The organism is Erysipelotrichaceae bacterium 66202529 (assembly GCA_017161075.1).
Classification (GTDB): Bacteria; Bacillota_I; Bacilli_A; order Erysipelotrichales; family Erysipelotrichaceae; genus Clostridium_AQ.
This window is the reverse complement of the sequence record CP046174.1, coordinates 1,784,309-1,810,006: the sequence shown is the minus strand read 5'-3', so window position 1 is coordinate 1,810,006 and position 25,698 is coordinate 1,784,309. Positions and strand designations below refer to the sequence as shown.

The 25,698-nt window shown below is 45.2% G+C and carries 22 protein-coding genes; 1 reads left to right on the top strand and 21 read right to left on the bottom strand.

Annotation, left to right across the window (positions count from 1 at the left end; all coding sequences use genetic code 11):
* Positions 1-36 precede the first annotated feature (36 nt).
* Positions 37-1,116 (top strand): FUSC family protein, encoded by a 1,080-nt coding sequence (locus tag GKZ87_08520; GenBank protein ID QSI25520.1) that lies wholly within the window; start codon positions 37-39, stop codon positions 1,114-1,116.
* A gap of 310 nt (positions 1,117-1,426) precedes the next feature.
* On the opposite strand, the gene GKZ87_08515 is transcribed toward GKZ87_08520, so the two are convergent.
* The 21 genes from GKZ87_08515 to GKZ87_08415 form a co-directional block, all read right to left on the bottom strand.
* Positions 1,427-1,996 (bottom strand): potassium-transporting ATPase subunit C, encoded by a 570-nt coding sequence (locus GKZ87_08515; protein ID QSI25519.1) that lies wholly within the window; start codon positions 1,994-1,996, stop codon positions 1,427-1,429.
* 16 nt (positions 1,997-2,012) lie between these two features.
* A complete protein-coding gene (gene kdpB, locus GKZ87_08510; GenBank protein QSI25518.1) occupies positions 2,013-4,070 on the bottom strand; it encodes a potassium-transporting ATPase subunit KdpB in 2,058 nt (685 codons plus the stop codon).
* Positions 4,071-4,087: 17 nt separating this feature from the next.
* The gene (gene kdpA / locus GKZ87_08505) at positions 4,088-5,806 is read right to left on the bottom strand and encodes a potassium-transporting ATPase subunit KdpA (GenBank protein ID QSI25517.1); all 1,719 of its coding nucleotides are present in this window, start codon (positions 5,804-5,806) and stop codon (positions 4,088-4,090) included.
* Positions 5,807-6,248: 442 nt separating this feature from the next.
* Entirely contained in the window at positions 6,249-6,932 is a 684-nt protein-coding gene (locus GKZ87_08500; GenBank protein QSI25516.1) for a response regulator, read from the bottom strand.
* Entirely contained in the window at positions 6,925-8,433 is a 1,509-nt protein-coding gene (locus tag GKZ87_08495; GenBank protein ID QSI25515.1) for a DUF4118 domain-containing protein, read from the bottom strand. Before GKZ87_08495 ends, GKZ87_08500 begins: the two co-directional genes overlap by 8 nt.
* A gap of 35 nt (positions 8,434-8,468) precedes the next feature.
* On the bottom strand, positions 8,469-9,971 hold the full coding sequence (locus GKZ87_08490; GenBank protein ID QSI25514.1) for a TrkH family potassium uptake protein: 1,503 nt from the start codon (positions 9,969-9,971) through the stop codon (positions 8,469-8,471).
* Positions 9,968-10,639 (bottom strand): TrkA family potassium uptake protein, encoded by a 672-nt coding sequence (locus tag GKZ87_08485; GenBank protein QSI25513.1) that lies wholly within the window; start codon positions 10,637-10,639, stop codon positions 9,968-9,970. The genes GKZ87_08490 and GKZ87_08485 overlap by 4 nt, the downstream gene beginning before the upstream one ends.
* Entirely contained in the window at positions 10,636-11,085 is a 450-nt protein-coding gene (locus tag GKZ87_08480; protein ID QSI25512.1) for a TrkA family potassium uptake protein, read from the bottom strand. Before GKZ87_08480 ends, GKZ87_08485 begins: the two co-directional genes overlap by 4 nt.
* 672 nt (positions 11,086-11,757) lie before the next feature.
* On the bottom strand, positions 11,758-12,867 hold the full coding sequence (gene ald / locus GKZ87_08475; protein ID QSI25511.1) for an alanine dehydrogenase: 1,110 nt from the start codon (positions 12,865-12,867) through the stop codon (positions 11,758-11,760).
* Positions 12,868-13,040: 173 nt separating this feature from the next.
* Positions 13,041-13,406, bottom strand: a complete 366-nt coding sequence (locus GKZ87_08470; GenBank protein QSI27920.1) for a DUF1232 domain-containing protein — start codon at positions 13,404-13,406, stop codon at positions 13,041-13,043.
* A gap of 127 nt (positions 13,407-13,533) precedes the next feature.
* The gene (locus tag GKZ87_08465; GenBank protein QSI25510.1) at positions 13,534-13,875 is read right to left on the bottom strand and encodes a hypothetical protein; all 342 of its coding nucleotides are present in this window, start codon (positions 13,873-13,875) and stop codon (positions 13,534-13,536) included.
* A gap of 100 nt (positions 13,876-13,975) precedes the next feature.
* Positions 13,976-14,758 (bottom strand): copper homeostasis protein CutC, encoded by a 783-nt coding sequence (locus GKZ87_08460; protein QSI25509.1) that lies wholly within the window; start codon positions 14,756-14,758, stop codon positions 13,976-13,978.
* 18 nt (positions 14,759-14,776) lie between these two features.
* Positions 14,777-15,550: a peroxide stress protein YaaA gene (gene yaaA / locus GKZ87_08455; GenBank protein QSI25508.1), complete on the bottom strand. Its 774-nt coding sequence runs from the start codon at positions 15,548-15,550 to the stop codon at positions 14,777-14,779.
* Between the two features lie 533 nt (positions 15,551-16,083).
* Positions 16,084-18,642, bottom strand: coding sequence for an AAA domain-containing protein (locus GKZ87_08450; protein ID QSI25507.1), 2,559 nt, complete (start codon positions 18,640-18,642; stop codon positions 16,084-16,086).
* A gap of 460 nt (positions 18,643-19,102) precedes the next feature.
* Entirely contained in the window at positions 19,103-19,537 is a 435-nt protein-coding gene (locus tag GKZ87_08445) for a hypothetical protein (GenBank protein QSI25506.1), read from the bottom strand.
* Complete coding sequence (locus GKZ87_08440; GenBank protein ID QSI25505.1) at positions 19,534-21,564, bottom strand: chemotaxis protein CheA; 2,031 nt, start codon at positions 21,562-21,564, stop codon at positions 19,534-19,536. Before GKZ87_08440 ends, GKZ87_08445 begins: the two co-directional genes overlap by 4 nt.
* 5 nt (positions 21,565-21,569) lie before the next feature.
* Positions 21,570-22,502 carry a diguanylate cyclase gene (locus GKZ87_08435; protein QSI25504.1) on the bottom strand — a complete coding sequence of 311 codons (933 nt, stop codon included), beginning with the start codon at positions 22,500-22,502 and terminating at the stop codon, positions 21,570-21,572.
* A gap of 17 nt (positions 22,503-22,519) precedes the next feature.
* Positions 22,520-22,999 carry a chemotaxis protein CheD gene (locus GKZ87_08430; protein QSI25503.1) on the bottom strand — a complete coding sequence of 160 codons (480 nt, stop codon included), beginning with the start codon at positions 22,997-22,999 and terminating at the stop codon, positions 22,520-22,522.
* Entirely contained in the window at positions 22,992-23,615 is a 624-nt protein-coding gene (locus GKZ87_08425) for a chemotaxis protein CheC (GenBank protein QSI25502.1), read from the bottom strand. The genes GKZ87_08430 and GKZ87_08425 overlap by 8 nt, the downstream gene beginning before the upstream one ends.
* Positions 23,616-23,626: 11 nt before the next feature.
* Positions 23,627-23,989: a response regulator gene (locus tag GKZ87_08420; protein QSI25501.1), complete on the bottom strand. Its 363-nt coding sequence runs from the start codon at positions 23,987-23,989 to the stop codon at positions 23,627-23,629.
* Positions 23,986-25,680 (bottom strand): HAMP domain-containing protein, encoded by a 1,695-nt coding sequence (locus GKZ87_08415; GenBank protein QSI25500.1) that lies wholly within the window; start codon positions 25,678-25,680, stop codon positions 23,986-23,988. The genes GKZ87_08420 and GKZ87_08415 overlap by 4 nt, the downstream gene beginning before the upstream one ends.
* Between the last annotated feature and the right edge of the window lie 18 nt (positions 25,681-25,698).

Sequence of the window (25,698 nt, the reverse complement as noted above, 5' to 3'; positions counted from 1 at the left end):
AAAAAGCAAGAAAACATGAGAAAAAGGAGTGGTGTTATGCTGAAAATCAGAAAATCATTTATAAAAGAAGCACTCTATAATGCGTTCAGATTTGCAATTAACGTAGGCTTTGTTTTTATTTTTCAAATGATGTTTCATGTGGAGAATACGTTGACAGCGGTGGCTCTTGGCGTTGGATTTACCATGCTGCCAACATGTGAGCTCGGTATCCGACCGACTGCGATGAGTCTGATCGCTTTGCTTTTGTATATCGGTGGAGGAATTGCAGCTCAGAGTGCATTGCTGCATCCTGTCGCTGCCTTTCTTGTAAATTTCTGCTTTCTTGTTCTGCTCCTTGTCCTCATAAGTGAGCCGATGGAAATGAAAGCGAATATTTCCTTTCTGCTGTGCTTTGTATTTTCACAATCAACAGCTGTACCATGGTCAAAGCTGAGCGGGCGGATTGTCTGCGTCTGCTTTGGCGCTGTTCTTGTCAGTCTCTGCATTCTGATAAACTGGAAAAGGAAAGGAATCGGCAAAAATGGCTGTACCTTAAAACAGCAGTTCCAGCGCAGTAAACGGCACCGTAGCTATATTTTGCGCATGTCACTGGGAATCTCCATTGCCATGCTTACCGCCTCCGTGTTACACCTGTCCAAGCCGCTGTGGATCAGTATTGTCGTCATGTCGCTGACACAGCTGGAATTCTCTGAAACACTGGAGCGCATCCGGCACCGCTTCATCGGCACCCTGGCAGGTGTTGTTCTGTTTTTTATCTTCTTCCAGCTTCTGATTCCTCAGCAGTATGCCATGCTTGTCATCATGGTTCTGGGATATATCGGCTTCTTTTTGCCGGAGTATAAATACAAGCAGGTCATCAATGCGATATCTGCACTGAATGCCTCGCTGGTTATTCTGGACACCAAAACAGCCATTGAAAACAGAATATTCTGTTTGCTGCTCGGTATTGTAATCGTCATTTTAATTTATATGCTTGCATACATAGCAAGAGCAGCATTGCATATGCAGCGTTGGAGTGTGGAAACTGCAATGGCGGATGACCATCCACTGAACAGGGATACCGCAATATCGCATTACCATCTCACTACACTGCTGCATTCAGCAGCACCGAAATAAGATTCCAACGACAGAAAAACAGCCGTTCAAAGAATGTGTAATATTCCCTGAACAGCTGTTCTTTTTTGTACTACTATGTGATTCGCTGTATATATTAGTGCATATGGCACTGCTTTGTATCAACGGCGGATTTCATAAGACGATATGCTGCATATAGCAAACCTGCCGCAAGCAGGATACCTGCTGCACTGATGACAATATCCAAGGTACTCAACATATCCATCACCTTCCTTACACCTACAGTTTACCAGTGCTTCGGTTAAGGTGCTGTTAGCAGATTTTCTATAATATAAAGATGCTGCTAAGAGGCTTATTCAACCTTGTAGCCGTCTAGCTCCAGATTGACTAATAATACATTTACACGATTTTCTCCTAAGATGCCGAAGGTTTTTCCTGTTGTATATTTATCAATTAGCTTACGTACACTGCTTTCCGGTATTTTTCGAACACGGGCAATGCGTTCTACCTGAAATTCAGCAGCCTTTGGACTGATTTCCGGATCCACACCGCTGCCGGATGCTGTTAATAAATCCTCGGGAATATCCTTTCCCCTCGTTTCAGGATCAAATTCATTCCACCACTTCACATATTCGGCAACTGTCTGCTTCTGTTCCTCTGATACCGCACTCTGATTTGTCGGAGCTCCACTGTTAGGACGTCCGATCAGATACTTCGGCTCTGTCCAGGACTGTCCAATCAGAGCGGATCCCACCGTCTGTGTTTTTCCGTCCTTTGTTACCGTAAGCACACTGCCATTTGCCTGCTCTGGAAATATCAGTTGTGAGGCTGCTGTCATAATAAGTGGATAAACCAGACCGCAAAGCAGGGTAAGCACCAGAATACAGATAAGTGCCGCAAGCCATGTCTTTCTTTTTTTCATGTGTGTATGCTCCTTTCTATGCGATGCCGCAAGCTGTCAATACCATATCAATGAGCTTAATTACGATGAAGGGCAGAACAATACCACCGGCACCGTAAATCATTAAATTGTGCTTCAACTGCTTATCTGCCGGCATTTCCCGATATCGCACGCCACGCAAAGACAGTGGTATCAAAGCGATAATGATAAAAGCATTGTAAATCACCGCAGAAAGTATGGCCGTAGACGAGCTTGTAAGCTGCATGATATTCAATGCGGACAGGCTCGGAAAGATTCCCATAAACAGTACAGGGATAATTGCAAAATATTTTGCCACATCATTAGCAATGGAAAATGTTGTCAGAGCCCCACGCGTCATTAACAGCTGTTTTCCGATTCGCACTACCTCAATCAGCTTTGTTGGACTGGAATCCAGATCTACCATATTTCCAGCCTCCTTCGCTGCCTGTGTTCCGGAATTCATAGCCACCGCAACATCTGCCTGTGCCAGTGCCGGTGCATCATTGGTACCGTCTCCAGTCATCGCAACCAGATGTCCGCTTTTCTGATAATCACGAATCAGCTTTAGCTTGGTTTCCGGTGTAGCCTCTGCCACAAAATCATCCACACCGGCTTCAGCGGCAATAGCAGCTGCCGTCATCGGGTTATCACCTGTAATCATGATGGTTTTAATACCACCCTTACGCAGGGCTTCAAAGTTTTCCTGAATACCGTCCTTTACAATATCCTTCAGATAAATCACACCCAAAACGGTATGGTTTTTTGCGACTACAAGCGGTGTGCCTCCCCTTTCCGCAATCATTTTTACAAGCTCTTCACATTGTACAGGATATTTCTTTCCTGCTTGTTCCACATATCTGCGAATTGCATCCGCTGCACCCTTACGGATTTCCATATCACCGTCATAATTGACACCTGACATTCTGGTTTTCGCTGAAAATTCAATAAATTCCGCATGCAGCTGCTGCATATTGTGTTCCCGGATATTGAATTTTTCCTTAGCGAGTACAACAATGCTTCTTCCCTCCGCAGTTTCATCCGCAAGAGAGGAAAGCTGTGCGGCCTGTGCGAGTTCTGCTTCCGCAACACCGTGAATTGGCAGAAATTCGGTTGCCTGCCGGTTCCCCAGTGTAATCGTTCCGGTTTTATCCAAAAGCAATACATCAACATCTCCTGCCGCTTCGATGGCACGACCGCTCATCGCCAGTACATTTGCCTGATTTAAACGGGACATGCCGGCAATTCCGATGCTGGAAAGCAGAGCACCAATCGTGGTTGGCGCCAGACACACCAGCAATGCAATGATATTGGTCAGGGATACCGCATTCCCCTGTCCCACCATTTCCTTTACAAACTGTGAGGCTGGAAGCAGGGTGGCACAAACGATCAGAAAGATAATCGTCAGTGTTACCAGCAAAATCTGTAGTGCGATTTCATTCGGTGTTTTCTGACGTGCAGCCCCCTCCACCATGGCAATCATTTTATCCAGAAAGGACTCTCCGCTCGCAGCTGTTACACGCAGAACGATCCAGTCACTGACAACGGTGGTTCCTCCAGTTACCGCACTGCGGTCTCCGCCGGATTCCCGAATTACCGGTGCACTTTCTCCGGTAATTGCGGATTCATCCACAGATGCGATTCCTTCGATAACCTCTCCGTCCATCGGTATCATTTCCCCGCTGCGTACCAGACAAATATCATCAATATGCAGCTCACTGGATGCCACATCGGTAAAATGTTCCTTATCCTGCGGGTTCAACAGACGATGTGCAGTTACCTGCTTTCTCGATTTTTTCAGACTTTCTGCCTGTGCGCGTCCTCGCCCCTCTGCAATGGCTTCCGCAAAGTTCGCAAAAAGAACGGTAAACCACAAAATCAAGGCAATCGTAAAGACATACCAGGAGGGCTCATCCTGTATTCCGCCAAGCCCGATAAAGAATAATATCGTAGTAAAGATTGCGCCGATATAAACGATAAACATCACCGGATTGTGAATCTGGGTTTTCGGTGAAAGCTTCTTAACCGACTGCACAAGAGAGTCCCTGTAGACTGCCTGTTGATTTACTTGTTTCATATCAATCACCTTCCCTTTCAACCTAAGACATGCAGCTGCGTAAAGAATTCAGCAATCGGCCCTAAAGCAAGCACAGGCAGGAAGGTAAGCGCACCGACAATGAGTACGATGACGATCAGGAATCCGATAAACAGCGGCGATGTTGTTGCCAGTGTACCAGAGCTTGCCGGTATATATTTCTTACTGGCAAGACTCTGTGCCAGATAAATTACGGCAATCATCGGTACAAAGCGTACAATCAGCATTACCGTACCGCCCATAACGTTTGTCAGCACCGTATTGGCATTAAAGCCGGCGAAGGCACTGCCGTTGTTTCCTGCCATGGATGTATAGGCATATAATATTTCAGAGAAGCCATGACTGCCTGTATTGCTCAGCCATCCGCCATCTGCCTGCAGCAGCTGCGCCTGCGGGAAGAAGGTGGTAATCGCCGTTCCTAACAACAGACACAGCGGCGGAGTCAAAATAACAAGGCAGACCATTTTCATATCAAAGGCACCGATTTTCTTACCGATATATTCCGGTGTCCGTCCCACCATCAGTCCGGCCATAAAGACAGTTAGTAAAGCAAAGGCAATCATACCGTACAGACCACAGCCGACACCACCGAATACAACCTCCCCTAACTGCATCAAAAACATGGTAATCATGCCGCCAAGCGGTGTTAGTGAATCATGCATAGCATTGACAGAGCCATTACTTGCCGAAGTTGTTGCGGCCGCCCATAAAGAGCTGGCACCAACACCAAAGCGTGTCTCCTTACCCTCCATACTGCCGCCAAGACTGGCAACACTGTCCCAGCTTGGAGCACCGAAGATTTCCGCACAGGTCAAGCCGGCCAGTGCTGCAATGAAAATCACCGTCATGACAATGAGAATTGTCTTTCCCTGCTTTGTATCCTTTACTGCTTTTCCAAAGGTAAAGCACAGAGCTGCAGGAATCAAAAGCAGACTGAGTGCTTCAATAAAATTAGATAGCGGTGTTGCATTCTCATACGGAAATGCTGAATTCACACCGAAGAAGCCTCCGCCATTGGTTCCCAGCTGCTTAATCGCAATCTGACTTGCAGCCGGCCCCAGTGGCAGTACGCCTTCTGTTCCCTCCAGCGTTGTAAAGGATGCATACGGATCCAGGGTCTGTACAACTCCCTGGCTAACCAGCAGCAAACATACGACAATGGACAGCGGCAGCAGAATATACAGCGTAATTTTCACAAGATCACTCCAAAAGTTGCCCAGCTTCTTTGTTTCTCTACGCACGAAGCCGCGGCACAGAACAAACAAAACGGCGATTCCGGTTGCTGCAGAAACGAAATTCTGTACGGTAAGAGCGGCCATCTGCGTTAGATAGGACAGGGTTGTCTCTCCGGAATATGCCTGCCAGTTTGTATTAGAGACAAAGCTTGCTGCTGTATTGTAAGCCAGATGCACGCTGGTATTTCCCAAGTGCTCCGGATTCAGCGGCAGCCATGCCTGTACAAGATGCAGACCCATCACGATCAGCAGACCAAACAAAGAGAACCACAGAACACTTGCCGCATACTTTTTTGCATGCATTTCCTGTGTTTCATCGATTCCCATCACACGATAAATCAGCCGCTCCAGCGGTTTCAGGATCCTTGTCAAAAAAACAGGATCCCCCTTATAAATTTTGTAAATATAACAGCCCAGCGGATATCCGATGGCAATAAGCGCCATAACATATACGATATCCTGTAAGATCAATGCGCTGCTCATATACTTTCACCCTTGAAGAGCACGTAAAACAAATATGCTAACAGGACAATGGCAACGCCATAAAATACGATAACGATCATTTCCATATCCAATACCTTCCTTTCTTAACGAGTCTCATTATAGCGAATCCTGTATGAAGCAGGTGTGAAAGAAATACTGCTAATTGTTAAGAAATTATAAGTATTTTTTTGTAAGCGATTGTATAGAATTCTGTGGACGCATCGGCTATGCTGTTATCCCCCTTTCCGACGTTTTTCTTCCCTTTCACTTTCCTTTTTGAAACAGTAAAGCAGTCATATTATGATGGTAAAAGAAATCAGCTTTTAACCCCTGCATGATTTCTGCATACAAGGAAACAGCAACGTAAAAATTTGCTGTACCTGTAGCACGAAAAAAGCAGATATCCATAATTAGAATATCTGCATTTCCTATACAATATATACTATTCATCCACAAAACGATATCCAACACCGACCTCCGTCAGAATATAGCGGGGATGCGAACTGTCCTTTTCAATCTTTCTTCGAATATTGGCCATGAACACACGCAGAGACTGCGAGTCCTCACAGGAGCTGTAGCCCCATATATTGCGAATTATAAAGCTGTGTGTAAGCACCTTTCCGGCATTCTCAATCAGCAGTACAAGAAGTTTAAATTCAATCGGTGTCAAATGAATTTCCTTTTCATCGATAGATACCTTATATTTTTCAAAATCAACACGCAGACCATCCAGTATAAAAATCTTTTCTTTAACGACCTGTGGTGTTTTTTTACGTAAAGCCACACGCACCCTGGCTAGCAGTTCATTGATATGAAATGGTTTCGTTACATAGTCATCGGCACCAAGATCCAGCGCCTCAACCTTTTCCTTTTCTTGTCCGCGGGCGGATACAACCAGAATCGGCACCTCACTCTGTGTACGTATCTGTGACAGTACCTCACTGCCGTCAATATCCGGCAATCCAAGATCCAGCAAAATCAAATCCGGATTATCTGTCATAAACAAAGATATGCCCTCAATACCGTTGCGTGCCTCTATAACCTTATATCCGTTTTTTTCAAGCGACAGACTCAGAAAGCGAATTATGCTGGCATCATCCTCAATCAATAGTATTTTATCATTCATGTACATCGTTCCTTTCTTCTGCAAGCCTCAGCTTAAAACCAAACACAGCACCAGCTGCGTCTTTTCGATTATAGGCGAATATTTCACCATGATGTGCTTCTATTATACTTTTGCATATCGTCAGCCCCAGACCGATTCCCCTTTTGGAATCACTGCACTCACTCTTGGTTGTGACAAAGCTTTCAAACAGATGATCCTGTATGCTTTCATCAATTCCATCCCCCTGATCGATCACTTCGAATACAGCATTATTCTGTTCCCGGTAACAGCGTATATCGATAACAGAATCGTCCGGTGTATGCTTAATAGCATTGTCAATCAGATTGACAAGCACCTGTATCATCAGCCGTCCATCCATTTCCACAAGCAGAACATCCCTGGGAAGCCTCACCTTCAGCGTATGGCTTCCCTTTCTGCTTTCACAGCGGGATACCGCTTCACAGAGTATATCATCCACAACTTCCTTATTCTGCTTCAGCAGCAGCTTTCCGTCCTGAATCCTTGTCATATTCAACAGATTTTCCACAAGCTGATTCAGCCATAACGCATCACTGCTGATGGATTTAACAAGGTTATAAATCGTTTCATCGTCCAGCTCGGCATAATTTTCACAAATTAGTGTGCTGCTCCCGGCAATTCCGGTCAGCGGAGTGCGCAGATCATGAGAGATACTGCGTAATAAATTATTCCGCAGCTTTTCCTTCTCAATTTCAATCCTGCTTTGTTCCTGCTCCTTATACAGCTGTTCCCTTTCCACAGCCATAACCATCTGCGATATCAGTGTATGAATGAACAGCTGCTGCTCCTCATTCAGCCTTTCCTCTTCATAAAGCGCATATACGCCTAGAAGCTGATTGTTACAGTACATGGGATGATAGGTCCACGGCTGATCCTCATAAAAAGCGGTTCCCTGCCCACAGCTACATTCCTTTTCCATACACCATTTCGCCATGTTATCATCCGGCTCTATTTCCGGTTTTCGATCTTCTTTAATCCTTTGAAGACCTTTTTCTCCTTTATAATACGCTGTGCAGACCGTCTGCTGAACAGTATAGAGTGCATGCATGGTATAACTGAGAATCGTATCCGTACCATTCATGGTCAGATAGGCTTTTGTTATTTCATATAGGGCATTGGTCTGTTTGGCAATCCGTCTTGCCTGCTGGGCATGCTGCTGCAGCTTATTGACCAGAGAACCTGTCACAAAGGATACTATCAGAAATACAACGATGGTAATAATATAGTTAAAATCATCAATCTCTAAAGAATATGTTGGATTGGTGAACAGATAATTGAAGGTCAGAATACTCAGGATGCTGGAGGCGATCCCCCAGAGAAAGCTTTTGGTTTCTACAACAATCAGTAAGACTGCAATCAGATAAATCAGCATGATATTTTCCGTACGGATTTCTATATCATCAAATACAAAGGATACAAGCGTACAAAGAAACAGTATCACTGCTGTAATGCATAAGCTTTTCAATGTATGACTGGTTTTCATCAAACTCCTCTTTTCCTATCAGATTATAACAGATTCTATACTGTTTTTCTATGCTTCCAGCAGGATCGTATATCCCTGCCAATTCTTACACCGGCCAGCAATACGACATAAATTTCCAGCCGTCCGATAAACATACCGATCGTACCTGTCCATAAAACAAGAGAAGTCGCATCATAGGTCATAATACCGGCAGATAATCCAACCGTACCCAATGCACTGGAAAATTCAAACATACTGTATTCCAAAGAATGTCCGTAACAGCAAAGAATAAAGCTGCCTAATACAAAAATCGACAGATATAAAAGCACGTACAGAGCCGTTCTGGAAATTTCAGTGCTGCTGATGGCTTCCTTCCTATCCACCCGGCTTATTTTATGAGAACGGATCACATTTTTTGATAGCAGCAGACGTTCCATATTCCAATAGATACCTTTGCATAAAACATACACTCGATACTGCTTGATACCGCCGGCAGTAGAGCCCATTCCGCCACCGATCAGCTGCAGGACAATCATCATCAGCAGCACAGAGGATGTCAGTCTGATAAAGCTGTCCACAGTCTGAAAGCCGGTTGTTGTAAGTGCAGAAACCACTTGAAACAAAGCTGTACGAAGGGCCTCTGGCAATGTTAGATTAAGCGCGTAAGCTAACAGCACACCCACAACCGGTGTTATCAAAGCAATTATCACAAAGGAAAAGCGGATTTCACAATACTGAAAAAAATTATGAAGCTTTCCACGGATCAGAAACAAATGTGCCAGAAAATTGATATTCCCCAGAATCATCAGTACAATCGTTATCAGCTCTATCGGTACACTGTTATAGTACCCAATGCTTTGTGCGTGGGATGAAAAGCCGCCGGTTGATAAAGCACCAATGGAATGTATGATGGCATCAAAGGGTGACATACCAAACAAAACATATAAAACGACACCGGAAAGGATATAACACAAATAAATCGTTATGATGCTGCGCGCAGATTTCAGCAGATTGGGTAAAAGCCTGTCACTATGCCCCTCTGCCGCATACAGACGCATGCCGTATGTATCAGATAGAACAGACAGCATGATCAATACCAGTCCGATTCCGCCAAAGAACAGAACCGTGCTGCGGTGCATCAGAAACAGATGGGAGGTATGCTCCACATCAACGACACTCAGTCCTGTAGTACTCCATGCACTCGTCATCTCGAAAACTGCCTGTGTGAAATTGTACTTTCCACTGAGCATAAGAGGCAAGGCACAAATGACGATTGCCAGTATCCAGCAGCTCACAACAATCACAGCATCCTGATTACGCTTCAGCTGTCCCTTTTCCTTTCCTCGTATATTGTAGAAGAGAAGATACCCTGTCATAATACTTAAAATTCCAGGTAATATGAAATATCTGGCTTCCAATGCTTCTGCAGGATAAAACAGCAGCGTATACAGCGGAAGAAGTACAATTCCACCGATAATCATCAATAAAACGCCAATATATCCAATCATCAGCGGAAATCCAATAACCGCACTCGGTGCCAGAACGGATCCTGTTTTCATAATGCTGCCTTTTTTCTGGCAAACATATCCAGTACCTGATCCTGCATAGCAGGATGTGATAGCATCAAAAGCTTGTCATATTCCTGCAGGGTTGTTTCTCCATTCGGAACAATCATCTCCGCATTGCGTAAGATGCAGCATACAATCACATTTGACGGCATCGTAAGCTCCTTCAGCTTTTTATTCAGTACTGTGCATTCTTTTGTCAACAGCAGCTCTGTCATCACAATATTCTCATGCTCGATTGACAGAAAATTTACCAGATTTTCTATCGTGCTTGCCTGCTCAATGATTTTAGAAATCGTGTACGTTGCTGATATGGCTGTATTGACACCAAGCTTTTTGAAAATAGAAACATTTTTTGGATTTGCCACGGTCGCAACAACCTTTTTCACATGAAATATTTTTTTTGCAGTCTGACAGATTGCCAGGTTATCCGGATCGCTTGGTCGTAGAGCAATCAGAATATCGGCATTCTCAATTTCAGCTTCCTCCAGCATATATTGTTTACACGGGTTTTCTGCGATAACCGGAATATTATATTTTTCAGACAGATATCTGCAATACGCTTCTTCATCATTGATAACCGTCACCTCATGCTTTTTTTCCAGTAGAGATCCAATCAAAAAATCCGCCTTGTTCCGCCCGCCGGCTACAATGATTTTCATATAAGCTGTTCCTCCTTTAAGGCGATATGACTGATATGCTCAAATTCCCGGATAGACAGCCGTGCGGGATAAATAGCTTTAATGGAGGTCTGTTCCAGAAGCCGTTCTTTATTCGGATCATTCAAGCGGATATATACCTGATCGATATGATAAATCGTATTGGCAATTTGTGCAATCATACAGTTCACATTATCATTATCCGTAGCTACAAGAACAATATTACAGTGCCGGATATCACAGGTTTCCAGTACATTCAAATCAGAAGCATCCCCGGCAATTTCAAACCCTCCAAAGCTGTCACAAAGCCGTTGAAACGCAGATTCCTGTTTATCTATTACAATAACATCATATCCGGATTCACTTAATGCAGATGCTAAACAGGCACCAAATCTGCCACAGCCGGCTACAAGCACCTTCTGATCTCTCACATGATTCCTAATAAACATATTTATACACCTCTTACCTTGTCTTCCTCCCCCCTATATAGTAGCAGTTTACATATAAAGAAAGTGTAATCAAACACATCCGCATGTTAAGAAGGTATTAAGATAGCATAAAGAACATAGTGGATTGTATAAAGGATATAAAGATTGTGCAGTAATTATGTTAAGACCGCAAATCAGCTTCAGAATGCAGCTCTCCTTTATACAAAGCTTACAGATGATTCTTTGCACGCAATTTTATCCAAGTATTCATATCCTATGCCTTTTCAAAGCGATTCTCCATGAATTTCAGCAGGAGCATTTCCTGCATTCCAGCACAGATCGAGGAATTATAAACAATACGTAACAGGAAGTATTTCTGTAATACCGCACAATATTGCAATGCACAGGACGCAAAGACTGCGCTTGCACTGCTTATATGACCGCGAAAGGCTTGATGCGTATAGAATTAACAAACAAGTCAATTTAGTAGATGAAAACGGTAATCTCACTATAGCTAAAGATTACCGTTTCTTTTTATTTAAACCTCATTATAAGATGAACGTTCCTGAAGTTAGACAGGGGCTGCCCTTTAAACGATCATTCCTATGACCTTTTTAAGAAAAAAATGAACTGCCCTAGGATACTAGCCTTATTGCAGTCCATCTTATTTATAATGATTTTAATACATATAAATCACAGCAGCTCCTGTGGATCCACATACGGCAGCTGCAAGGCAGCGCTTACTCCCTTATACGTAACATGTCCCTTGCATGTATTCAAGCCGGCAAGGAAACCCTCATCCTCCTGCAGTGCAGCAACGCCCTTTTCCGCAAGCTTCAGGATATACGGCAGGGTCGCATTGGATAAGGCCATGGTAGAGGTACGCGGAACAGCTCCCGGCATGTTTGCCACGGAATAATGCATAACGCCATATCGTTCAAAATACGGATTATCATGTGTTGTGATATGGTCACTTGTTTCAATGCAGCCACCCTGATCGATTGCGACATCGACAATGGCACTTCCTGCCTTCATCGTTTTTACCATGTCCTCCGTCACGATTTTTGGAGCCTTTGCCCCCGGCACCAAAACAGCACCGATGACAAGATCGGCTGTGCGCAACGCTCTGCGCAGATTGTATTCGTTATTATAGGCTGTATGAATCGTTCCACCGGATATGTCATCAATGTAGCCCATGCGATCCGCACTGATATCAAAAATTGTAACGATGGCACCGAGTCCGCAGGCAATCTTAGCTGCATTTAATCCAACCGTGCCTCCGCCGATGATAACAACCTCAGCTGGGAATACACCTGGAACACCTCCCAGCAGAAGGCCGCGTCCGCCATTGTTTTTCTGCAGCATGGTCGCACCAACCTGTACCGCCATACGTCCGGCAACCTCACTCATCGGTGTTAACAGCGGCAGACCGCCTTTTCTATCTCTAACAGTTTCATATGCAATAGCTGTAGTCTTTGATTCTAACAATGCCTTTGCGAAGGCCTCATCATTTGCGATATGCAGATACGTAAATACCATCTGATCCTCACGCAAATAGTGATACTCCTTTGGCAGATATTCCTTTACCTTTACAATGAGATCCGCCTCAGCAAACACCTCATCAACGCCTCTTATCTGAGCCCCTGCAGCTTCGTATTCCTGATCTGAAAAGCCGCTGCCCGCTCCGGCATTCGTCTCCACATAAACCTCATGTCCCGCCTTGCATAAGGCAAATACTCCGGCAGGTGTACAGGATACACGGTTTTCATTGTTTTTTATTTCCTTAGGGATTCCAATCTTCATAATGCTTCACACTCCTTATGTGCTTCATTATACCACTTTTTGGAAACGGATTCCACGCTTTGAAATGGCACTTTCTGTCCATTCCGCTTCGATAAGTATAAAACAGCTGACCCGACTGCTGTTTCTTTTTTCCTATGATTCGTACGCATAACGCTCTGACATACCATCATTTTTCAGCTGAGCACCTTTATGATCAGGGAGAATAGCAGCAGCCAAAGCGCCAAAACAGGTAAAGCAAAATACCATCTCGTTTCCATCCTCTGTAGCTTCATTTCAGCGGCACGCAGGCGGTTTCGCTCCCAGATATCTTCAGGAATGAGCCGTATTGCCAGCAATATCAATGCCGGCAGTAAAATCACATCATCCAGCAATCCCAAAACAGGGATTACATCCGGCACCAAATCAATAGGAGAAAGAGCATACAGGATCGTACATCCTACAACTAGTCTCGCAGCCAGAGGCGTATCCTGATCCTTCCACACCAAATAGATAACCGGTATGTCCTGCTTTAGCTGCTGCGCTCTTTTTTTTAGACGAATTCCCAATGCTTCCTTCACCAAAGCAATCCTCCCATCGTTATGTAAGATGCAGTTTCATGAAACGCGTGTCTACACCTGCACTGTACGCTTGCAATCCCCACAAAGTCTATCCTTGTAGCCGTATGCTTTAAAAGTCCGGAAAATTAAACAGAATATCATTCGGCATCTTCACCTCATGCTTTTCACAAAACGTACGGATAAATTCGTTCGATGGCTTTTTATGCTTTTTGTAATCTGCTTCCAATTCTTTTTTTATTTCTTCCCGCTTGGCATATGCTTTATCCTCTTCCACATAGACAATACCGTACAGGATTCCATAGGATATAAAGATTTCATATGGTCCCTGTTGTGATGAAAACAGGCTCACTTCTACCACATTATCAAATACCTCATCAATTTCCAGATAGGTATTCGAGTAATGTCTTTGTTTTTCTGTAAAAGAATCTGTTACGTTTATCCATTCCATCATAGTAGCTGTACCTTCCTTTTTTATTTTCTTATATGTTTTTCTAGTAGCATGCTTCCTTGTAGGATGCAGCGACAGCGAACATCCAAAAAACGCTTCGGCACTATTTACCCGCCTGGTTCCTTTTTTCGCTGTTGCAGTATGCATTGACCTCGTCAATGAAGAGACGCACCTTTTCCGCACTCACGACCTCATAATCCGATGCATGCGGCTGCGATGCATAGGCAAAGCTGACATTCGCTTGCATTGTTGTAGGATCCTGCTTCCAATCCTTACAAGAGGAATGCAGCTGCCGGATGCCGGTTTCCTTTAGGAATTGCACTGCGTTTCCCGCATGCAGACCACTTCCTGCAAGCAGCTCAATCTGCTCTTTGTATTGCTGCTGCAGCTGTTTCAACAGGGCAGCACCCTCCATCGCCTTCGCACGCTGTCCGCTTGTAAGAATACGGTCAACGCCAAGTGAAATCAGTGCTTCGATTGCCGCATATGGATCCGGAGTACAGTCAAATGCCCTATGAAAGACAGCAAGCCTTCCTTTCTCATGAGCGAGCTCGACGAGCCGTCTTGTTTGCTCCACATCTATCGTAGCATCGCTTCGCAAGCAGCCGAATACGATACCATCAGCACCATGCGCAAGCAAATCGGATGCCTCCATGCACAAAGCTGTAAAATCCTCTGTTTCATAACAGAAACCGCCACCGCGCGGCCGTACCATCGTCATTACCTGCAAATCAGTATGCTGCTTCACCAGCCGCAGACAGCTGATGCTCGGTGTCAGTCCCCCCATATGCAGGGCACTGTTCAATTCTATACGGACAGCACCTCCCTTTGCGGCCTGCAACGCATCATAATAGCTGCCGCAACAGATTTCAGTTTCTATATTCATGTGCTTTTCCCTCCTGTTCTACATCAATTTTTTATTACGCTTCCATGGTCCCGTCCGGACAAAATGATAGGCAGTGTCATCGGATGCCTGGGCGTCAAAGCGATACCCCAGTCTGCAAAAGCCTTTCACCGCTTCAAAGGATTGGATATTTTCCTCCGCAAGCCAGCGTACCATTTCTCCTCTGGCCATTTTCACATACACACCCTTTTCCCGCCGTTTTCCATCTTCCTCCTCCAAAAAATACACCGTAACACAATGCACCTGCTCGTCCAGATGCTTTTTAATGAGCTTTCCATACTGCTTACTGGATAAATCCAGCAGCTCTTTGTCCTCACGAATCAGCTCATCATACGGCTGTTTCCCCCAAAACTCATAAAGACTTGTACAAAAATCCGTATGAACGGGACTGTCCAGCTCCAGGCGATAAGGGACAACCGCATCAAAGGGACGCAATATACCATATAGTCCAGATAGGATGCGCAGATGCTTTCTGGCATAGGCGAAATATTCATCTGAAAACAGATCCGGCGCCATATAGCTGTATTGAATGCCGTCAAAGCTGAGCAATGCCGGAACACCGGAGGATGTCAGCTCCATGTGCTGATAGCTGTCATAAGTCCACTGAGCAATGGCGGTATTGCAGCCCAGCATAGACTGTAGCTCCTTGCAGGTTTTTGTTTTCAAATACCCGATCAGCTGTCTGCTCTGATTCAAAAACACCGGCTCCTGCTCTGCATCCATAAAATCAATGCTTCCCCGCATACGCTTGGCAGGTGCGATTATAATCATCATTTGTATCACCAAGAACAAGATATCATATTCTGCAGGAAAAGACAAAGAAAACCTTACCAATCCCATATCTTTCTGCAGGATACAGACAATTCGTAATTACGCTGAAAAAGATACAGCCTTTCAAAGGCGATTCCCTATCCTGTTTTGTGCGCTGCCAATGGTTAGGCTGTATGTCCGTTTCCATCAGAAAGGTCGCTCTTTCATATTGAAAGCTGTACTGTTTCTTTTTCATTTATCGTATCCATTCCTCTCAGATTTTATTATTACAGAAAAAAGCCGGAAATACGCCCTTGCATACACTGTGTCTTTCTAGCTTTATATATTCAGTATCAGAAAAGCTTTTACCTCACGCTTTCGCTGTCTCTGCGTAAGCAAAGACATTGTCGCAGTTGAATGAAATTCACTATGCACAGATACAAGGTTGAGGCAAATTCCACTCCCTCCCACGATACGTTGAAGCCCCGATAAAAATAGATATCCAAAGGATGAGAACGGAAAAACTGCGTATACAAGAAACTGTATACGCAGCATGCTTACATATCCTGATGTGTGATCTGAACGATATAATCACCATCTTTTACATCCACAGTGAGAATATCATCCTTGCCGGCATTGCCTTCAATCATTCTGCGAGCAATGAGGGTTTCAATATTGCGCTGAATATAACGCTTCATCGGACGGGCACCATACAGTGGATCCACGCCCTGTGTGGCAATGGCTCTGTATACGGCATCACTGACCTGCAGCGTGATATCCTTGTGTGCAAGACGCTGTGTAAGCTCATCCATGAACTTATGTGCAATCTTGCCAAGCATATCATCATTCAACGCATTAAAGACGACGATTTCATCAATACGATTAATAAACTCCGGTTTAAAATATTTTTTTACCTCATTCATATAATTGGCATCCCGATCCACGCCGTCAAAAGCAAACTGACTGCCCAGATTGCTGGTCATAATCAGCAGGGTGTTCTTAAAGTCCACTGTTACACCCTTGGAATCGGTGATGCGTCCATCATCCAAAATCTGCAAAAGTACATTGAACACATCCGGATGTGCCTTTTCTACCTCATCGAACAGAATAATGGAATACGGATTGCGGCGTACAGCCTCGCTCAACTGGCCGCCCTCATCATAGCCGACATATCCTGGAGGCGCTCCAATCAAACGGGAAACGCTGTGCTTCTCCATATACTCACTCATATCGATGCGGACAATATGGCTTTCACTATCGAACAGCTGCTCTGCCAGTGCTTTGGCAACCTCTGTTTTACCAACACCGGTCGGCCCAAGGAACAGGAAGCTGCCAATCGGACGATGCTCATCCTGTATCTGTGCCTTACTGCGCAGAATAGCATCACTGACAAGCTCCAGTGCGGTATCCTGTCCGATGACACGCTTCTGCAATGCATCCTTCAGATGCAAAAGCTTCTGCCGTTCGCTTTCAACCAGACGGCTGACCTCTACCCCTGTCCAGCGGGATACGATCTTCGCAATCAGCTCCTCGTTGACGGTTTCCTGAATCAGAGCATCCTCCTTTTGCTTATCGGACTGTTCCCGAATCAGCTTTTCCAGATGCGGTATGGTTGCATATTGCAGCTTGGCAGCATCCTCATAGCGCGCTTCATTCTGTGCCTGTTCTAAATCCAGCTTTGCCTTTTCCAGACGTACCTTGGCATCCTTGCTTTCCTCCAGCTCCGCCTTCTCGTCCTCCCATTTAGTATACAGGGAATCCTTTTCCGTTTGCAGCTCAGAGAGCTCCTTGCGGATATCCTCCAGACGCTCCTTTGCCTTACGGTCCTCCTCTTTCTTCAAAGCGGTTTCCTCAATCTGCAGCTGCATGATTTTTCGCTGCAGCTCATCCAGCTCCTGCGGCATGGATTCCATTTCCACCCGTAGTGTTGCACAGGCTTCATCTATTAGATCAATCGCCTTGTCCGGCAGAAACCGGTCGGTAATATAACGATTGGACATCGTAGCGGCCGCAAGAATTGCCTCATCCAGAATCTTGACACCATGGTAGGATTCATAGCGGTCTTTTAATCCACGCAAAATGGAAATCGTATCCTCAACGCTTGGCTCCTGTACCATGACACGCTGGAAACGGCGTTCCAATGCAGCATCCTTTTCAATATACTGGCGGTATTCGTTAAAGGTGGTTGCCCCGATACAGCGCAGCTCACCACGGGCAAGCATCGGCTTCAGCATATTTCCGGCATCCATGCTGCCCTCGGTTTTCCCGGCACCGACCAGATTGTGAATCTCATCGATAAACAGAATAATATTGCCCTCTGCCTGCTTGACCTCCTCTAAAATGGATTTTAAGCGTTCTTCAAACTCACCGCGGTATTTTGCGCCGGCAATCAGAGAGCCCATATCCAGCTCGATCAGTTTCTTTTCCTTCAAGGACTGCGGCACATCACCCTTCATAATTCGCCATGCAATTCCTTCCACGACTGCGGTTTTACCAACACCAGGCTCACCGATCAGTACCGGATTGTTTTTTGTTTTACGGGATAATATCTGAATAACACGGCGGATTTCATCATCACGTCCGATAATCGGGTCGATTTTTCCGTTTTTCACATCCTCAACCAGATCCCGTCCGTATTTGCTCAACGCCTCGAGATTGGATTCCGCATTCGCAGAATCCATTTTCTTACCGCCTCTTCGCTTCAGCTCCTCATCCTTGCAGGTCTTTTCATCCAGATGAAACTCCTTGACCAGCTGTTTGGAAATATAGGATTTATTAAACATCAAAGCAATCCAGACACTGGCTACACTCAGATAGGTTTCCTGGACACTGGCACTCCACTGCTCGGCCTTAGAGAAGGCCTGTGCCACCTCATTGGATAGCTGTGGATTGACATTGCTGCTGGTAGCCACTCTGTTCATTTCCTGGTCAATGATGGATAAAGCTCTTGTTTTATCTATATTCAGGCGTTTGAATAAGCCATCCAGAACATCATGCTCAAAAATGGCTTTCAGCATCTGAATGGTATCCACCGTTGTATGCTGATACGACTTGCAGATTTCCACTGCCTGCATGATGATCTCCTGCAGCTTTTCACTCATTTTATCAAAGTTCATACGATCACGCTCCTTTTTAGCACTCTCACTCTTTGATTGCTAATGATATTATAGCACAGTTTTTAGCACTGTCAACACTTGAGTGCTAAATAATCAAAAAAAGTATAGCGATTTGCTAGGATATAAAAGTGCAGATCAAATATACACGCTGCCTGTTGCATTTTATGTGCAGTGCTGTATACAGAAAGAAGAAGCTCTACAGTCTCATACCTCCGATTTCATCCGTATTACATATTCTCTTTTTAAAGCTGTCATTAGCAATGGATACAGGAAGAACATACGTAGCGCGCTGAGAGCAGGAGCATAACCGAACAGAGTACGACAAGCAAGACACAGCTCTATTCAAAAGCATGCAAACTAAATACCGTTTTCTATCCAGGCATATAAAAAACGAATTTCTCCGGCTGTCTCTGCACCGTCAAAATCCGTTGTCCCTTGTCATCGATAACCTGTGAGCATATTATTCAGGAATATGCAGCATATTCGCTGCCAGATAATCGAGAATTTCTTTCATATTTAAAACATATATGCTTTTGTCCTCCTGCTGACACAGCATTTCAATTTTCAGATATTCGCTTCCGCCATCATACGGGATGCTTTTTGTCAGCTTTGCCTCATACACAAAAAACGGTACATCGTTCATACGCAGAATCAGCTGATATTTATCCACATGAAGCAGCAGCATACATGCCCTTTTTAATGGCATCCTTTTGTTACAGAGACGGGAAAAGGACAAAACAGGATAAACGATTCCCTTATAATTGCAGAGTCCAGCAAATGCAGGATGCATACACGGTACCGGCGTAACCCTTTGTTCATCAAAGGTTTCCTGTATGATATGGACAGGAATGCCGTATATATTCTCAAAGGCATGAAAGCATAACAGATCACTCATGACATACACCTCTCATATAACAGACAATCCAATAAATATTCCGTATTCAGGGTCAGACAGATGCTGCCATCTCCCAGCAGACTGCAGCCGGATATCCCACTGCCCTTTTTAAACTGTGTATGCAGAAGCATAGGAAGCGGCTTATCCACGATATGCTGATAACCGATGATCCTGTCAACCAAAAGACAGGCCTCCCGTGTAGAGGAGCGCACATACATAAGGATATTCCCTGGTGCAGAAGATGGCTCCATATGAAAGAACCTCGATAAGGGAAGAATCGGCAATACCTTATCCTCATAAACATAGACACTATGACCGTTCTCTGTTTTTAAATGCGTATCATCCTCTTGATAAGGAAAGAAATGAAGGACATGATGTGCCGGGATGGAAAAGGTATTTGCGCTGCAGCGAAACAGCATGCTTTCAATCACGGTTAGCGTCAATGGAAAATGCAGAGAGAATACGGTTCCGCTATGCAGCGTACTCTGTATGCTTACATGTCCCTTAAAATGATCAACCATAGTTTTCACAACATCCATACCGACTCCCCTGCCGGAAAATTCATTGGCTGTTTGGTTGGTAGAGAAGCCCGGTAAAAGAATCAGGTTCAGCAGCTCCTCCCGTGTATAGCTGTGACCTTCCTTCAGCAGCTTCTTTTCCTGTGCCTTTTTCCGAATTTGTTCCACATCGATTCCCTGCCCGTCATCACGTACATGAATAACGATTTCTCCGTTGACATTTTCCACTGTCATGGTAATGCTTCCCGTTTTCGGCTTATGTGCCGCAATACGCTGTGCTTCAGCTTCGATACCATGATCAACTGCATTTCGCAACAGATGCATCAGCGGCTCAAACAGGTTATCGACAATTTCCTTATCCAGCTCGATGTCCTCTCCGAAAATCTGAAAGGATACATCCTTATGCTCCTTATGAGCGATATCACGCACAACACGATGCAGCTTAGCAACGATTTGTGAAATCGGGACAAGTCTTGCGGCCATGACAATTTCTTCCATATCGAGCAGCACCTTGTGAAAGCTGTTCTCAAACAGGGACAGCAATTCCTTTTGCCCCAGCTCCTCCAGCCTGCTCACCATGGCAGATTCCGCAATCATCAGCTCTCCCGTCAGGTTTTGCAGCTGGTTGAGCTTTTCCACCTGGACAGAAATAATCGAGGTACTCTCTGCCGTATGCGGATTCACAGCCCCTGCTTCCTTCCTTTGCGGCTGTCCGCAATTCAAGTCGTATTCCTCTTTTTCTATGATTTCGCAGGATTCCACAAACAGCGCTCTGTGCAGCAGCTTTAAAACACTCTGCAGCTCTGCAGCCTCTATATGAAGATAAAAGCCTTTTTCCTTTATGAACTTCGCAGTGCCTGCATCCTGTTCCAGCTCCTGGGGATAATAGGAAAGACTGCGGCATTTTCCACGAATCTGTGAAGCTATCATATAGGCCCGGATATTTTCCATTCTGGAATCCTTCTCAAAACGCAGCCGGATATACGCCTGCGTTATAGCCTCCTCGTTTTGATTAGAATCAGATGCTGACAATTCTTTCAATGAAGCAGCTGTATGCATGGGTTCCTCTGCAATTTCTGCAATAGCCGGTTTCGCATTCTGTATGGTACTGATGAGCTGCTTAGTCTGTTGCACATAGGAGGATGTATCGCCCGGCTGATAGTCTTCCTCCTGCATTACTCTGAGCTGCTCATGCATATAATCAGAAACGGCGTAAAGAAGTGCAAAGGTCTGCTGCTCGTGGCCAGCCATAAGCGCTGCATCCTCACGAAATAAGGAAAACAAATCCTCAACCGCATGCATCAGGTCTGCAATCGCCTGCAGATTCATCATAGAGGAGGAGCTTTTTGTCGTATGCATGATACGGAAAACAGAGTGAATATCCTCTGAGGTAAAAACAGCCCTGCTTTCTGTCCGCATTAAAATCGTATCCAGCTGGTCAAACAGCGAATTGCTTTCATACAGATATACCTCCAGCATCGCTCTTTGATCTTCATCAAATATACGCATGATATTCACCTGCCCTGTATGCCATCGTACCAAAGACAGCAGTTTTTCCCGCTCCGCTTTCCTTTATACAGCGCTGCATCCGCATGCTCTACATTCTGCACAAAGCTCAGCTGCGGATCATATCGCTGCAAACCTATGGAAATCGTGCAGTGAAATGCTTTCTGCTTGGAATAAAACGGGAAATTTTCTATATCTTTGCGAATGCGTTCATTCAGCTGATAGCCCTCCTCACAGCCGGTCTGAAAAAGGACAAGCAGAAATTCCTCCCCGCCCCAGCGGATTGCCGTCATTCGGGAGGAAGAGCTCTCCATGATATTAGCGATTCCAATCAGTACCATATCGCCAATCTCATGTCCGTATACATCATTGATCTGTTTAAAATTATCCACATCACACATGGACAAAACGATATCGTAAGGCTCTCTTAGAAACCTTGGCTTCAGCTGTTCCTCGATATACCGGCGGTTATACAGCCCCGTTAGCGGATCGCGATAGGCCAGGGTATTCAGCTTCCGCATACTGTCTGCCATTTCCTCATTCATCCGCCGCAAATCATCCTTCATCCGCTTTTCCTGTAAATGCACCTGTATACGTGATTTTAAAATTTCATTGTGAAAGGGCTTTTTGATATAATCGCAGGCCCCAAGGGAAAAGCCCTTGACCACATCGGCATCCTGATCTCTGGAGGTCAGAAAAATTATAGAGGCATTGTTTTTATCAATTTCCTTGATTTTATGATAAAGCTCATAGCCCTCGGTATCCGGCAGTACCACATCCAGTAAAATCAGATCCGGTGCAAAGGCTGTGACCGCCTGCAGTGCATGTGCTCCGTCATTCGCCTTACGCAGCTCTATATTCTCACTGCTGAAGATTTGTTCGATCATATGGCAGATATAGGCACTGTCATCAATAATCAGCAGTCTAGGTATCGTATCCATTCATCAGCTCTCCCTTACTATATAACTTGTATTCCATTGTTTACTGTCCTGACTTTCAGACTTCCATCCTGACACGACAGCCAGATCGTGCGTCCGAAGTTGCTTCCGGTATGCTCCGCAGCAAGCGGTATCCGCAGCTCCCGCAATACCGCTTTTACGGCTGCGACATTGCGCTTTCCAATCTGACTGTTCAACGTTTCCTGCTGAAACATTTCTGCTCCCCCTGCAATTTTCGCAATGATGCTCTGACGCTCCGCTCCCCTGCAAAGCATACCGTCCAACAGCTTTTTCACACCGCTGTCCGCAAATTTAAAGGCATTGTCCTGATTGACTGCCGCCGCTCTGCTGGGCAGCAGAATATGCACCATACCGCCGATCCTGCGCTTTTTCTCATACAGGCACACGCCCACACAGGAGCCCAGTGCATAGGTGACGAGAATACAGGGCTGCCTTGCGATGGCAGCATCCGCAATACCTATCGTGATAACCTCATTCATAGGACAGTCCCAATGTATCCAGCATGTTCTTCAAGGAATCCAGCTCCGGCAAAAACAGGACATGGCATACAAAGGACGCATCATCAAAGCAGAACCGGTTTTCGATGAACATCAGCTCATCGCCCAGATTGGCAAAACGAATCATCGGAACACTGAGTAACGCGCCTGCCATATCACAGCAAACCGAGGGTACAGATACATGGATTTGCATATCCAGCATCTGGGATAATGCATTGATATAGGAGCAGCACATGATGTTTCCTGTTTCACAGATTGCGGATTTGCTCATTTCATCCGGCCTTCTGACATCCACAATCTCACAGCCGAGCAATTTTTGCAGCATGCGGGCTGTAAAATCCTCATTCAGCAAAAACATGAAAATGCCCTTTAAACCGTGACTGACCTCCAGAAGGATTCCGGTCTCCACGATTTCCGCACCGCCCAGCAAGCCGGGAGCATCCTGATACGGAACGATTCTGATAACCGGAATTTCCAAATCAATCTCCTGATTGGTCATCGCAGATAACGCTGTGGCAGCATTTCCGGTTCCGATATTCCCAAGCTCCCGCAACGCATCCTTTGCCATTTCATTCAAATCCGAATATTTACGCAGCATACTCTGACCTCCTAAAGATGCAGTATGTTCTTAACTACCTTACGAAGCTGCTCATCGGCAAACGGCTTGATTATAAACTCTCTGGCACCGCACTGTACCGCCTTAACGATTTGCGATTCCTGTCCGATAGCGGAGCACATAACAACCGGTACCTCATTGTTGATCCGCATCATTTCCTTTAAAGCCTCCAATCCGTTCATAACTGGCATGGATATATCCAGAATGACCAGATCCACCGGCTGTGAAGTGAATTGCATACAGCCCTCCTGTCCGTTGGAGGCCTCCAGAAGCTCACAATCCAGCGGCTCCAGCACCCGTTTTATTTTCATACGCATAAAGGCCGCATCGTCAACGATCAATACCTTCTTTTTCATAGCACCTTCCCGTCTCTTTCCAGCAATTCAAATCGGGATACCAGCTCCCGCAAAATCTGTGCCTGCGCTGCGAGCTCCTCACTTGCGGCCGCACTTTCCTCCGAGGTCGCAGAATTTCCCTGTACGATATCAGAAATCTGTTCAATGCTCTGACGAATCTGGATAATGAAATTTGCCTGCTGTATATTGGATTGCGAAATCTGTTCGATTTTAGAAGCAACATCCCGCGCTCCGTCAACGATGTGCTTTAAGGACTGCTCACTGGCATCGATAAGAGCGCTTCCCTCTTCAACTGATTTTGTTGATTTCTGAATCAGCTGGGCTGTTATTTTACTGGCATCGGTTGTTTTCGTCGCAAGCTTACGGATTTCTTCGGCAACCACCGAGAAACCGCGCCCGGCATCCCCTGCCCGTGCAGCCTCCACCGCTGCATTTAAAGAAAGCAGATTTGTCTGAAATGCGATATCCTCGATTTCCTTAACAATACCGGTGATATCCTTAGAGGTCTGACGAATCTGGGCAATCGCCATCGTGACTGCTTCCATCTGTGTACTGTTATCCATGATTTCCTGTTCCACGGCATCTGCCAGATCACTGGCTGTCACGGTATCATCCGCATTGCGCTTCACCGTTTCCGAAATCTCATTGATATTTGCCGCCAGCTCTTCAATAGAGCCCGTCTGTTCACTGGCTCCCTGAGACAGCATCTGCGCACCGTTGGATATCTGCTGAGCCCCGCCGGATACCTGTTCCGCACTGTTGCTGATTTTCATCATAGACTCACTCAGCATAACGGAAATATGATCCAGAGAACGCTTCAGTGCTATAAAATCCCCTTTGAATTCCACCTCTGTCTGATAGTTCAGTTTTCCCTTTCCAATCAGCATCATACTCTTTTCTATTTCCGACATATACTCACGCAGCGCCTGAATAGTCATCCGCATGCTTTCCGCAAGTGAGCCCAATTCATTTTCTGCCGTATAGCTTATTTCCGTATGCAGATTTCCAGCCGCAAGCTCTTCAGCGGAACGCTTCAGCTCCTGAATCGGACGCGTGATGCTTTTTGAAATCAGATACCAGATAGCGCTGGAAAACAGAACCGTGATACCTGCAAGCGCGATAAGAACAAGCAGCATGGTATCCGAGCTTTCCTCACTCGCCTGATAATATGCATCCGCTTCCTCCTTCGTCGTCGTTTCCATCTGACGCAAAAACGTCCTTGTTTCCATCGCCTGGGGATTATATTCCTTTTCATAGATTTTCATCGCTTCATCAAACTTCTCTGTTTTCAGAAGATTTAAAACCTTTTCTCTCGGTGTAACCAGCTTTTCATAGCGTGTTTTCAGCTCACTCAGCATCTCCTTATCCTTATATAGACGCTCCAGATTTTTCATGGAATCATCGACAACCTCCATACTGGCCTCGGTTTCACTGAGTGTTTCCGCTGAAACTGCAAGATCACGATCCGATATGATCTGTAATACATTGCGGGCAACGATGTACTGGTTCAATCGAAAATTCATGGATTCCTTCACGATCTGATAAGAATTGTTATAAAATTCGTTAAAGCTGCCGGTAATGCTGTGTACGCCGACTAGCGTAGCGGATATGCTGATGACATACAGAAGAATTACAGTTAGAAAGCTGAGCAGCAGCTTTCTGGTAACCTTCATATTTTTAAATGCTTTCATTACGATTTTCCTTTCCCT